The organism is Rhodococcoides corynebacterioides, assembly GCF_019834675.1.
Lineage (GTDB): Bacteria > Actinomycetota > Actinomycetes > Mycobacteriales > Mycobacteriaceae > Rhodococcoides > Rhodococcoides corynebacterioides_A.
In genome coordinates this window covers 665,181-677,620 of sequence record NZ_JABUBU010000001.1, presented here as the reverse complement: position 1 = coordinate 677,620, position 12,440 = coordinate 665,181, and the positions used below count along the sequence as shown (strand labels likewise).

General features: G+C 71.6%; 10 protein-coding genes. 3 read left to right on the top strand and 7 right to left on the bottom strand.

All coding sequences use genetic code 11. The annotated features are described in order from the left end of the window. Window positions 1-148 precede the first annotated feature (148 nt). Window positions 149-1,399 carry a serine/threonine-protein kinase gene (locus HQ603_RS03215; protein ID WP_308126337.1) on the top strand — a complete coding sequence of 417 codons (1,251 nt, stop codon included), beginning with the start codon at window positions 149-151 and terminating at the stop codon, window positions 1,397-1,399. Between the two features lie 25 nt (window positions 1,400-1,424). On the opposite strand, the gene HQ603_RS03210 is transcribed toward HQ603_RS03215, so the two are convergent. From HQ603_RS03210 to HQ603_RS03200, 3 genes are read right to left on the bottom strand one after another with little or no spacing between them, the layout of a single operon-like run. Further along, a complete protein-coding gene (locus HQ603_RS03210; RefSeq protein WP_222682872.1) occupies window positions 1,425-2,372 on the bottom strand; it encodes an endonuclease/exonuclease/phosphatase family protein in 948 nt (315 codons plus the stop codon). Continuing rightward, window positions 2,369-3,028, bottom strand: coding sequence for a response regulator (locus HQ603_RS03205; RefSeq protein ID WP_222682871.1), 660 nt, complete (start codon window positions 3,026-3,028; stop codon window positions 2,369-2,371). The genes HQ603_RS03210 and HQ603_RS03205 overlap by 4 nt, the downstream gene beginning before the upstream one ends. Next, entirely contained in the window at window positions 3,025-4,305 is a 1,281-nt protein-coding gene (locus HQ603_RS03200) for an ATP-binding protein (RefSeq protein ID WP_308126360.1), read from the bottom strand. Before HQ603_RS03200 ends, HQ603_RS03205 begins: the two co-directional genes overlap by 4 nt. Before the next feature lie 178 nt (window positions 4,306-4,483). Between HQ603_RS03200 and HQ603_RS03195 the strand changes: the two genes are divergently transcribed. Together HQ603_RS03195 and HQ603_RS03190 are read left to right on the top strand one after the other, a co-directional pair. Further along, window positions 4,484-5,803: a PspC domain-containing protein gene (locus HQ603_RS03195; protein WP_261773200.1), complete on the top strand. Its 1,320-nt coding sequence runs from the start codon at window positions 4,484-4,486 to the stop codon at window positions 5,801-5,803. Beyond that, window positions 5,796-5,966 carry a hypothetical protein gene (locus tag HQ603_RS03190; RefSeq protein WP_222682868.1) on the top strand — a complete coding sequence of 57 codons (171 nt, stop codon included), beginning with the start codon at window positions 5,796-5,798 and terminating at the stop codon, window positions 5,964-5,966. Before HQ603_RS03195 ends, HQ603_RS03190 begins: the two co-directional genes overlap by 8 nt. A 28-nt stretch (window positions 5,967-5,994) precedes the next feature. Here the strand turns inward: HQ603_RS03190 and guaA are convergent, their stop codons facing one another. The 4 genes from guaA to guaB form a co-directional block, all read right to left on the bottom strand. Then, window positions 5,995-7,539, bottom strand: coding sequence for a glutamine-hydrolyzing GMP synthase (gene guaA, locus HQ603_RS03185; RefSeq protein ID WP_308126359.1), 1,545 nt, complete (start codon window positions 7,537-7,539; stop codon window positions 5,995-5,997). Between the two features lie 94 nt (window positions 7,540-7,633). Then, complete coding sequence (locus tag HQ603_RS03180; RefSeq protein WP_222682866.1) at window positions 7,634-9,415, bottom strand: FAD-dependent oxidoreductase; 1,782 nt, start codon at window positions 9,413-9,415, stop codon at window positions 7,634-7,636. A 93-nt stretch (window positions 9,416-9,508) separates the two neighbouring features. Next, window positions 9,509-10,651 carry a GuaB3 family IMP dehydrogenase-related protein gene (locus HQ603_RS03175; RefSeq protein WP_222682865.1) on the bottom strand — a complete coding sequence of 381 codons (1,143 nt, stop codon included), beginning with the start codon at window positions 10,649-10,651 and terminating at the stop codon, window positions 9,509-9,511. A gap of 68 nt (window positions 10,652-10,719) precedes the next feature. Further along, window positions 10,720-12,186, bottom strand: coding sequence for an IMP dehydrogenase (gene guaB / locus HQ603_RS03170; protein ID WP_222683244.1), 1,467 nt, complete (start codon window positions 12,184-12,186; stop codon window positions 10,720-10,722). Window positions 12,187-12,440: the final 254 nt, after the last annotated feature.

Below are 12,440 nucleotides of genomic sequence, written 5' to 3'. Positions count from 1 at the left end.
TCGGGACTCGGGGGAACCGAGATATTCGAACACGTTTTCGAACGACTCCAGTAAAGCCGCCGGGTGTTCGAACGTCAAGGTGACCGGAAAACGCCTGGTCGAGCGGCTCGACCGGGACCGGCGGGCGCGGTCGGATAACCTCGACGCCGTGACGGATCCCCAGCCTCCCGGCGACGCCGCGACCCCCGCTCGCCGCTCTCGCCCGGCCGTCGGACCCGACTATCTCCTGGCGGGTCGATACCGCCTCGACAGCAAGATCGGCGGCGGCGGCATGGGCGCCGTCTGGCTCGCGAGCGACACCCTGCTCAGCCGCAAAGTGGCGGTCAAGCAGGCGACCTCCACCGTCGACCTCCCCCCGGACGCGGCCCGCGAGGTGCGCGACCGCGCTCTCCGCGAGGGGCGCATGGCGGCGCAACTGAACAACCCCCACGCCATCGCGATGCACGACGTCGCGATCGACAGCGGCGAGCCGTGGCTGATCATGGAGTACCTGCCCGCCCGCAGCCTCGCCATGGCCCTCAACATCACCGAGACGCTGCCGCCGTTCGAGGTGATCCAGATCGGCGCCCAGATCGCCGACGCCCTCACCGCCGCACACGCCGCCGGCATCCTGCACCGCGACATCAAGCCCGGCAACATCCTCGTGGCCGACCGCGGCGGCGCCCTCGGCATGGTCAAGATCAGCGACTTCGGCATCTCCCGCGCCAAGACCGACACGCACGAGGAGAACAGCGCCGTCATCACCGGCACCCCGGCGTACTTCGCCCCCGAGGTCGCACGCGGCGCGGACCCCACCGAGGCCAGCGACGTCTTCTCTCTCGGCGCCACCCTGTACACCGCCACCGAGGGACAACCGCCGTTCGGCATCGACGCCGACTCGATCGCCCTGCTGCACCGAGTCGCCGGCGGCCGGATCACCCCGCCGCGGCGCAGCGGGCCCATGACGGCCACCCTGCTGCACATGCTCGAGCCGGACCCGTCCCGTCGTCCGTCGATGGCCGAGGTGCGCGACCGCTTCGTGCGCCTCGCCGTCGGCAAGAACGGCAGTGCCGGTGCGGTGCTGAACACGCCGCTGCGCGCGCAGGACGGTCAGGTTCCGTTCTGGGCGTCCCGCGGCGCCCGCGTCCCGACGTCCACCCGTCGCGCCGAGCGCATCCACGGCCGCACCATGACGGGCCTGCCGGCCGCCCCCACCGCCGTGCCGTTGGACCGCGTGCCGCGGCCGAGTGCAGACGGGGCGATCGGGGACCGCGAGACGCTCCCGCCCACCTACGCTCCGCCGCCCTTCGAGCCCGCGACCCGCCGGTCGGGGCCGCCGGAGAACCTGGTGCTGTGGCTCGGTGTCGGCGCGGGCGTCCTGGTGCTGATCCTCGTGCTCGTGCTGGTGCTGGTGCTCTGACCTTCGCCCGAGCCCGACCGGGCACCTATCGGAGCGCCAACTCCACCACCAGACCCCGGTGGTCGGACCCCGCGATGTCGACGGCCGTCGAGGACGTCGCGCCGACACCCCGCACCAGGACGTGGTCGATTCCCACCAGGGGTGGGTAGCTCTTGTCGGTGGGATAGGTCGGGACGATGCCCGCCCCCACGGCGTCGCCGACGTCGGACCAGCCGTCGGTCAGGAGCGCCCGGAACCGTGCGTGGGCGTGGGTGGCGTTGAAGTCGCCGCCCACGATCACCGGCTCGGGAGAGTCTGCGGCCGTGCGCAGTTCGTCGCGCAGCATCGCCATCTCCTGCGCCCAGACGGGCGTCGGCGTCGGATACGGCGGCACGGGATGCACGGCGTAGACGCGGACCGGTCCGGTGCCGAGGTCCACGCGTGCGGTGACGCTCGAGAGCAGATACCCGTCCAGTTCCCGGCCGTCGGTCACCGGGACGCGGCTGTAGATCCCCGCTCCCGCCCCGCCGGGGTAGGGCATGGCGAACCGGTAGGGCAGGACGTCGCTCATTCCCGCGTCGTCGAGGGCGTCGACGAACTCCGGGGTGAGTTCCTGCGCCGTCAGGATGTCGACACCGCGATCCCGCACGGACGCCACCAGCGCCGCCGGATCCGCCTCCCCCAGCATCACATTGGCCTGCATGAGGGTGATCGGTGTGCCGGCCGACGGTGCGGCGTCGGCGACGTACAGCGGCACCACGACCGTCCCGGCGATCGCCAGCACCGACGCGGAGGCCCCCGCGATCCACCAGCGCCGCACCGCGAGGCACAGCAGCATGCCGAGAACGGTGCAGCACAACAGGATCGGGGCGAACGACGCCGGTCCCACGACGACGAACCGGGGAACGTCCACCCGGGCCGTCACGACGGCGACCGCACCGGCCAGCAGGCCGAGCGCGCCGAGGACGGTCGCGACCGGGCGCAGTCGTCTCATTCGATCCGACGGCGGTGGGCCCACCGGGTCAGGGCGTTGCGGTTGGACTGCTGCGTCTTCCGCAGCACGTTGGACGCGTGGGTCTCGACGGTCTTGACGGAGATGAACAGTGTCTCGGCGATCTCCCGGTAGGTGTAGCCGCGCGCGAGCAGGCGCAGCACCTCGAGTTCGCGCGGCGTCAGCGAGTCCAATTCGGGGTCCAGCGCCGGTTCCGGAGTCGCGGACCGGCCGGTGAAGGAGTCGAGGACGAACCCCGCCAGTCGCGGTCCGAACACGGCGTCGCCGCCCGCGACGCGGCGGACGGCGTCCGCCAGATCCGCCCCCGAGATCGACTTGGTCACGTAGCCGCGCGCCCCCGCCCGGATGACGGCGATGACGTCCTCGGCGGCGTCGGACACCGACAGCGCGAGGCAGACGGGACCGTCGTCGATCGCCTGGAGGACCGCGACGCCGCCGCCGTCGGGCATGTGGACGTCGAGCAGGACGACGTCCGGCTTCGTCGCGGCGATACCGCGCACCGCGTCCGCGACGCCGCCCGCCTCACCCACCACGGTGATGTCGTCGACCCGGCCGAGTTCGGCGCGGACACCGGAGCGGAACACCGCGTGATCGTCGACCAGGAAGACGGAGAAGGTGCTGGTGTCCGGGTCGGTCACGCGGATCGGTCCTCTCGGTCGCCGCGACCGTCGCGGTGGTGGTCGGCCTTCTCGCCGTGGCCGGGCTCGCGGGGAACGACGATGCCGATCTCGGTGCCGCGGCCGGGATTCGAGCGCACCTGCACCGTGCCGCCCCGACGTTCGATGCGCCCGCGCACGCTCTTCGCGAGCCCCTGCCGGTCGGGGGCCACCGCGGCCGGATCGAATCCGCATCCGCGATCGCGAACATAGACCTCGACGGACTCGGGGGTCACCTCGGCGTAGAGGTCCACGGAGGCCACGCCGGCGTGCTTGGCCGCGTTGACCAACGCCTCGCGGGTCGCCCCGAGCACGGCGGTCGCCGCCTCCCGACCGAGCCCACCGGAATCGGGCGCGTCGTCGAGCGCCACGTCTCCGACGGTCACCGGATCGACCGTGATGCCGTAGTGGTCCTCGACCTCCCCGGCGATCGTGGTCAGCGCGCGCACCAGGCTCGCGTGATCGTCCCGGCCGCCGCCGAAGAGCCACTTGCGCAGCTCGCGTTCCTGGCTGCGGGCCAGGCGCACGACCTCGGCCGAGTCGTGCGACTGCTTCTGGATCAGGGCCAAGGTCTGCAGCACCGAATCGTGCAGGTGCGAGGCGATGTCCTCGCGCTCCTCGGTGCGGATGCGGGCCGCCCGCTCGTCGGCGAGCGCGCGCCAGAGCCGCATCCACAGCGGCACGGTCAGCAGCACGATACCCACGACCGTGACGGCCACGGCGACGAACGACGACTGCAGCGCCGCCATGTCGGCGCGGGAGAGGACGACGACACAGAGCCCGACCACGACGAGCGTCGCGCCGGCGACGATGCGCGCCCAGCCGAGGACCGTGGTGCGCTGTCCCCGCGGCGACGCCGATCGCGTTCCGGCGGAATCGAGTTCGCGCCACACCACCGTCGCGCCGACCGCGACGACGACCACCGGGACGACGACGGCCGAGGACAGCCCGATGGGGCCGGATCCCAGCACCAACGCACCGAGGATGCCGAGTCCGGCGAGTCCCCACGCTCGACGGCGTTCTCGGCCGGTGGGTTTCGCGGTGTCGTCGCCCGCGGAGGTGAACACCCACAACAGGGCGTAGGCGACGATGCCGGCGCCGGCCATGGCGCACAACACCGCGAAGGCGATCCGCACGCGGCCGACGTCCACCGACAGGTGATCGGCGAGTCCGCCGGCGACCCCGGCGACGACCCGGCCACCGGCACGGCGCCGCAGCTCCGGCGGCGCCGTGTCCGGGCGCGCCGACCCCGTCGGCACACGGGTCGCCGACGGCGCGGACTCGACGGCGGGCAGCGTGGACACGCCCTCGATCCTGACACGACGGGGGGCGGAACGGTATCGGGGTTCACCCCCATGTCGTGGCCGCCGACGCGTGGTGGCGAATTCAGGGTTCGCCCCGATGTGCCGACGGCCGGCGATCAGCAGGATGAATGCCATGACCACGTCCACCGCGTCCACGCAGCTGTCCGAGATCTGGCGAACCCGACCGTCCCGGCTTCCCGATGCCGGGCCCGGCGCCGGTGTCGCCGCGGGTGTCGCACACCGGTACCGGGTCGATCCGGTGCTGGTGCGCGTCGCGTTCGTCGTCTCCACTCTCTTCGGCGGGTCCGGGCTCGTGCTGTACCTCGCCGCGTGGCTGACGTTCCCCCGAGCGGGCGAGACCACGTCCGCCGCGGAGTCGCTGCTCGGACGCGGACGCAGCTCGGAGTCGCAGACCACCGCCGTCGTGCTCGCGGTGGTGCTCGCGATCGCTCTGGTCAGCACCGGCCCGATCGGCGCCGGATCGGGCCTGGTCTCGACGGTCGCCATGCTCGGCGGCTGGTACCTGCTGCACCGGCGCACTCCCGAACCACCTGCCCTGCCGGGGATCGCCGGGACGACGCCGTGGTCGGTGACTCCGCCCGGACCGGGAACGCCTCTGCCGCATCAGCAGTGGTCGCATCCGGCACCCCAGCACTGGTCGCCCTACACCCGGCTTCCCGAGCGCTACGTTCCCGACCCGCAGCCGGCGGCCGCCACCGGAGACGCCGCGGTCTCGCTGAGCAAGGAGGGCGGTAACGGTACCGCGTCCGCACCGGCCGCGCCGCCCGCCTGGGACCCGCTGGGCGTCGCACCCTTCGCGTGGGATCTGCCCGAGCCCCGTCGCGCCATCGCGCCGCTGCCGACCGCGCCGCGCTCGTCGCACCTGACGTCCGCCACCATCGCGATCGCCGTCGTGGCCTCCGCGGTCACCGTGGCGCTCGGCGCGGTGTTCGGCAGCTCGTGGGTCTCCGCGACCACCGTCGGCGCCGTCGCCCTGGCCGTGATCGGACTGGGACTCGTGGTCGGCGCGTTCCGACGACGCGGCTACGGACTGCTCGTGGTCGCCGGTCCGCTCGCCGGATTCGTCGTCGTGTCCGCCCTGGTCGGCGTCGACGCCGGCGCCCCGCGGATGGGCAACGTGACGGCGGCGCCGACGACCATGACGGCTTTGGCCGACTCCTACTCGACGTCCATGGGCAACGTCGAACTCGACCTGCGCGGACTCGAGTTGACCGAGGATCGCCGGATCACTGTCGACACCACGGTGGGCAACGCCGAGGTCACCGTGCCGTCGTCGATGAACGTGGTGGTGACCTGCAACTCGAACGTCGGCAACATGGACTGCATCGGCAGCCCCGGTGCGCGCGTCGACGGAACCAGCGGGCCCGACGCCCCGGTGCTCACCCTCGACGCGACCACCACCCTCGGCAACGTGGAGGTCACCCGTGGATGAGTACACGCCCCGCATCGACGCAGACGCGACCCGAGACGCGACCGACGCAACCGGCGACCGTCGGCGCGGTCCGTCGCTCGTCCTGCTGGTCTCCGGCGTGGCGACGACGGCCCTCGCGGCCGTCGTCCTGGCCGGAGTCGACCCGACGCCGTGGTTTCAGTGAGCGGTGACCCGGCCCGAGGACGCGAGATTCACTCCCACTCGATGGTGCCCGGGGGCTTGCTGGTCACGTCGAGTACCACGCGATTGACCTCGCGGACCTCGTTGGTGATGCGCGTGGAGATTCTCTCGAGCACGTCGTAGGGCAGGCGCGTCCAGTCGGCCGTCATCGCGTCCTCGCTCGAGACCGGACGCAGCACGATCGGGTGGCCGTAGGTCCGGCCGTCACCCTGGACGCCGACACTGCGCACGTCCGCGAGCAGCACCACCGGACACTGCCAGATCTGCGCATCGAGTCCGGCGGTGGTGAGCTCCTCGCGGGCGATCGCATCGGCGTGACGCAGGGTCTCCAGCCGGTCCGGGGTGACCGCTCCGATGATGCGGATCGCGAGGCCGGGACCGGGGAACGGCTGGCGAGCGACGATCTCCTCCGGCAGCCCCAGCTCGCGGCCGACGGCGCGTACCTCGTCCTTGAACAGCAGCCGCAGCGGCTCCACCAGGGAGAACTGCAGGTCCTCGGGGAGACCGCCGACGTTGTGGTGGCTCTTGATGTTGGCCGTGCCCGTCCCGCCGCCGGACTCCACGACGTCGGGGTACAGGGTGCCCTGGACGAGGAAGTCGATGCTCTCCCCGTGCGCGGCGCTGTCGCCGAGCTCGGCGGACACGGCGCCCTCGAAGGACCGGATGAACTCGCGGCCGATGATCTTGCGCTTGGTCTCGGGATCGGAGACCCCGTCCAACTCGCGTAGGAACGTCTCGACGGCGTCGACGGTCACCAGGCGTGCACCCGTCGCCGCCACGAAATCCTGCTGCACCTGCTCGCGCTCCCCCGCCCGCAGCAGACCGTGGTCGACGAAGACGCAGGTCAGTCGGTCACCGATGGCACGCTGCACCAGCGCGGCGGCGACGGCCGAGTCCACACCGCCGGACAGCCCGCAGATCGCGCGCCCGTCCCCGACCTGCTCGCGGACCTGCTCGACCAGCGCGTCGGCGATGTTGGCGGCCGTCCAGGCGGGCGCGATGCCGGCGATGTCGTGCAGGAAGCGTGAGAGAACCTGCTGTCCGTGGGGGGAGTGCAGGACCTCCGGGTGGTACTGAACGCCCGCGAGTCGGCGGGCGCGGTTCTCGAACGCGGCGACCGGTGCGCCGGCGCTGGTGGCCACCACCTCGAAACCCTCGGGCGCCGCGGTGACCGCGTCGCCATGGCTCATCCACACCGGCTGCGTGCCGGGGAGACCGTCGTGCAAGGTACCGCCGGAGACCGTGAGATCGGTGCGACCGTACTCCCGCGTGCCGGTATGGCTGACGGTGCCGCCGAGCGCACCGGCCATGGCCTGGAAGCCGTAGCAGATGCCGAACACGGGCACGTCGAGGTCGAAGATCGCCGGGTCCAACTGCGGCGCGCCCTCGGCGTACACGCTGGACGGGCCACCCGAGAGGACGATGGCCGACGGCGACTTCGCCGCGATCTCCGCGACGGACGCGGTATGGGGCACCACCTCCGAGAAGACCCTGGCCTCGCGGACGCGACGGGCGATCAGCTGCGCGTACTGGGCACCGAAGTCGATCACCAGCACCGGGTTGGCATTCCCGGTGGCCGCGGCGACCGCTTCCGTCTGACGTGTCTCGTCCGTCTCGCTCACGCGGTCAGTCTAGAGAGCGCCGCCGCGCTCACGCCGCGCCGGTGCTGCTCGGAACCCGCGACTCGCGCGACGGGGCCGCCGGGGCGGCCGACCCGCTCGTGATCGCGACGATGGGCAGCCGCAATGCGGCGGGCGCGTGCTCGGGCACCACGGGGCTGTGCGGGGCGATCGGCTGCAGCCGGCGGTACGCCTCGCCCTGGGCGGGGCGCAGGTCCTCCTCGCCCTTGTTCGGCCACAGCGACGCCGCCCGCTCCGCCTGCGCCGAGATGGTCAGCGACGGGTTCACCCCGAGGTTCGCCGACACCGACGAGCCGTCGACGATGCTCAGCGTGGGGTAGCCGTGCACGCGGTGGTACGGGTCGATGACCCCGTCCGTCGCGTCCTCGGAGATCACGGCCCCGCCCAGGAAGTGGGCGGTGAGCGGGATGTTGAAAACCTCGCCCCAGGTGCCCCCGGCGACGCCGTCGATCTTCTCGGCGATGCGGCGGGTGGCCTCGTTGCCCGCCGGAATCCAAGTGGGGTTGGGCTGGCCGTGGCCCTGCTTGCTGGTGACGCGGCGACCGAACGGCCCGCGCTTGGTGTAGGTGGTGATCGAGTTGTCGAGGTTCTGCATGACCAGGGCGATGATGGTGCGCTCGCTCCAGTGCCGGGTGTTCATCATGCGCACGAACCGGCGCGGGTTGCGGCCCACCTCGCCGAGGAACTTCGCCCAGCGCGGGGTGCGTCCGCCGCCGTCGGTCATCAGCGTCTGCAGCAAACCCATCGCGTTGGAGCCCTTGCCGTAGCGGCACGGCTCGATGTGCGTGTCGGACGTCGGGTGGAACGACGACGTGATGGCCACGCCGCGCGTGAGGTCCACCGAGGGATCGTGGGTCAGTTTGCCCGCGCCGACGATGGACTCGGAATTGGTCCGCGTCAGCCGACCCACCGTGGGCGAGAGCTTCGGCAGGGCGCCGGAGTCCTTGTGCGCGTGCAGCAACTGCTGCGTGCCCCACGTGCCGGCGGCCAGCACGACGTGCCGTGCGGTGTACTTCGTGCGGTCCTTGCGCACGCGGGCGCCGGTGCGACGGGTCGAGACCACCCACGAGCCGTCGGACTGCGGGGCGAGATCGGTGACCGTGGTCATCGGAATCACCTCGGCGCCGCCGCGCTCGGCCAGGCCGAGGTAGTTCTTGAGCAGCGTGTTCTTCGCGTTGTGACGGCAGCCGGTCATGCACTCGCCGCACTCGATGCAGCCGCGCCGATCCGGGCCCACCCCTCCGAAATAGGGGTCCGGAACGGTCTTGCCGGGCTCGTCGCCGAAGAACACGCCGACCGGGGTCTGGATGAACGTCTCCCCCACGCCCATGTCCTCGGCCACCGACTTCATGACCTCGTCGGCCGGGGTCATGTGCGGGTTCTGCACCACGCCGAGCATCTTCTGCGCCTGCTCGTAGAACGGGGTGAGCTCGTCGTGCCAGTCGGTGATGTGCGCCCACTGCTGGTCCTGGAAGAACGACCGCGGCGGCTGATAGAGCGTGTTGGCGTAGTTGAGCGACCCGCCGCCGACACCGGCACCCGCGAGGATCAGGCAGTCCCGCAGCAGGTGGACGCGCTGGATGCCGAAGCACCCGAGGGCCGGGGCCCAGAGGAACTTCTTCAGATCCCAGCTGGTCTCCGCGAACTCGTGGTCCTCGAACCGCCGACCCGCCTCGAGCACGCCGACCCGGTAGCCCTTCTCCACGAGCCGCAGTGCGGTCACGCTGCCGCCGAAGCCGGATCCGACGATCAGGACGTCGTAATCACGTGTGGGGGTCGACTGGCCACGCATGCGGGCACCTTTCGCCGGGATCGGTGAGAAACACCACTGATCCTAGCGTAGGTGTGAACGCCGGTGACAGAAACCGGCGGGGTTCCGCGGCACTCAGCCGCGGATGTTCAGGCCCACCTTCTGGAACTCCTTGAGATCGGAGTAGCCCGACTTGGCCATGGACCGGCGCAGTCCGCCCACCAGGTCGAGCGAGCCGAACGGATCCGTCGACGGGCCGAACAGCACCCGGTCGAGGCTGGGCCGGTCCTCGCCGAACGCGGCCTCGAGCAGCGCCCCCCGCGGCATGGACGGGTGCGCGGCGGCGGACGGCCAGTACCACCCGCGGCCGGGGGCCTCCTCGGCCACGGCGAGCGGAGCGCCGAGCACGACGGCGTCGGCGCCGCAGGCGATGGCCTTGGCCACGTGGCCCGACGTCGTGATGTCGCCGTCGGCGAGCACGTGGACGTACCGGCCACCGGTCTCGTCCAGGTAGTCCCGACGCGCGGCGGCCGCGTCGGCGATGGCCGTGGCCATGGGCACGCCGATGCCGAGGACCTCACCGGTGGTGGTCGCACCCTCGGTCGAGCCGTAGCCGACGATCACGCCTGCGGCACCGGTCCGCATGAGGTGCAGCGCGGTGCGGTGATCGCTGACACCGCCCGCGACGACGGGCACGTCGAGCTCGGCGATGAAGGTCTTCAGGTTCAGCGGCTCCTCGCCGCCGGCGGAGACGTGCTCGGCCGAGATGATGGTGCCCTGCACCACCAGCAGATCGACACCCGCGGCGACGAGGCCCGGGGTGAGCGCGAGGGCGTTCTGCGGGCTGACCCGGACGGCGACCGTCACTCCAGCCTCGCGCACCGTCGCGACGGCAGCGGCGAGCAGATCCGGCTGCAGGGGCGCGGCGTGCAGTTCCTGCAGGAACGCCACCGCGGCGTCGGCGTCGACCTCACGGGAGGCGATGTCGGTGAGCCGCTCGATGACCGCGTCGACGTCCGCGTGACGCGCCCACAGGCCCTCGCCGTTGACGACGCCGAGGCCACCCCGCTTGCCGAGTTCGATCGCGAACGACGGTGAGACCAGCGCGTCCGTCGGGTGGGCGACCACCGGAATGTCGAACCGGTACGCGTCGAGCTGCCAGGCCGTCGAGACGTCCTTCGACGAGCGCGTCCGCCGCGACGGGACGATGTCGACGTCCTCGAGTTCGTAGGTGCGACGGGCCGTGCGGCCCATGCCGATCTCCACCAGGTCGCGCACGCGCGTGCCTTCTTTCGTCGAACTTGCTTAGGGGGGGTGTCGTGCCCGGTGACCGGGTGCAGCCGAGGTCAGCGAGCGGTGTAGTTGGGTGCCTCGACGGTCATGGTGATGTCGTGCGGGTGGCTCTCCTTCAGACCCGCCGAGGTGATTTGCACGAACTGCGCTTCCTGCAGGTGCTCGACCGACGTCGATCCGGTGTAACCCATCGCGGCGCGGAGACCGCCGGTCAGCTGGTGGATGACCTGCGAGAGGGGCCCGCGGAACGGCACGCGACCCTCGATGCCCTCCGGGACCAGCTTGTCCTCGGCCAGCACGTCGTCCTGGAAGTAGCGGTCCTTGGAGAAGGACTTGGCGGCGCCGCGGCCCTGCATCGCGCCGAGCGAACCCATGCCGCGGTAGCTCTTGAACTGCTTGCCGCCCACCAGGATCAATTCGCCCGGCGACTCGGCGGTGCCCGCGAGCAGCGATCCCAGCATCGCGGTCGACGCACCGGCGGCGAGCGCCTTGGCGATGTCGCCGGAGAACTGCAGACCGCCGTCCGCGATCACCGGGACGCCGGCGGGCTTGCACACCGCGACGGCCTCGAGGATCGCCGTGATCTGCGGCGCGCCGACACCGGCGACGACACGCGTCGTGCAGATCGAGCCGGGACCGACGCCCACCTTGACCGCGTCCGCGCCGGCCTCGACCAGCGCACGGGCGCCGGCGCGGGTGGCGATGTTGCCGCCGACCACCTGCACCCGGTCCCCCACCTCGGCCTTGACCTTGCTCACCATCTGCAGCACCTGCGAGTTGTGGCCGTGGGCGGTGTCGACCACCAGCACGTCGACGCCCGCGTCGGCCAGCAGCATGGCGCGGGACCAGGAATCGTCCCCGACACCCACGGCGGCACCGACGAGCAGGCGGCCGTCGCGGTCCTTCGTCGCCAGCGGGTGCTGCTCGGTCTTGACGAAGTCCTTGACGGTGATGAGGCCGGTCAGCATGCCCTTGCCGTCCACGATGGGCAGCTTCTCGATCTTGTGGCGCCGGAGCAGACCCAGCGCGGCGTCCGCGGTCACACCCTCGCGCGCCGTCACCAGCGGGGCCTTGGTCATGACCTCGGCGACGCTGCGGTTCTGATCGACCTCGAACCGCATGTCGCGGTTGGTGATGATGCCGACGAGCTCACCGCGTTCGTCGGTGACGGGCAGTCCCGAGATGCGGAACTTGGCGCAGAGCGCGTCCACCTCGGCAAGCGTGTCGGTCGGCGAGCACGTGACCGGATCGGTGACCATGCCGGCCTCGGACCGCTTGACCACCTCGACCTGCGCGGCCTGATCCTGCGCCGACAGATTGCGGTGCAGGACGCCCATGCCCCCGGCGCGGGCCATGGCGATGGCCATGCGCGCCTCGGTGACGGTGTCCATCGCGCTCGACACGAGCGGCACACGCAACCGGATGTCGCGAGTGAGCTGGCTGGACGTGTCGACCTTGCTGGGAATGAGGTCGGACGCCGCCGGGATCAGCAGGACGTCGTCGAACGTCAGTCCGAGCATCGCCACCTTGTTCGGGTCGTCGCCACCGGTCCGGACACGCGGAGCCACGGGCTCGGTCGCCGCGGCATCGGACGTGACCGTGCTCGTGAGGTCGGGTGTGGTCATGTCAGCGGGCCCTCCTGGAGTGACGACGTGCGGACCGGCGGGACGACGCGAGGCGCCCACGGCGACGGTGCGGACTCTGCCGTCCACGACCGTTCCGGCCGGTCCCGATCGTATCCGCACCCCCGAGTCACGGAACGACCAGCATCGGT

What these genes read in the sequence shown, in the direction of transcription:
- HQ603_RS03195 (WP_261773200.1), top strand. Translation starts at nt 4,484, where the DNA reads ATGACCACGTCCACCGCGTCCACGCAGCTGTCCGAGATCTGGCGAACC.
- guaB (WP_222683244.1), bottom strand. Translation starts at nt 12,186, where the DNA reads ATGCTCGGACTGACGTTCGACGACGTCCTGCTGATCCCGGCGGCGTCC.
- HQ603_RS03180 (WP_222682866.1), bottom strand. Translation starts at nt 9,415, where the DNA reads ATGCGTGGCCAGTCGACCCCCACACGTGATTACGACGTCCTGATCGTC.
- HQ603_RS03210 (WP_222682872.1), bottom strand. Translation starts at nt 2,372, where the DNA reads ATGAGACGACTGCGCCCGGTCGCGACCGTCCTCGGCGCGCTCGGCCTG.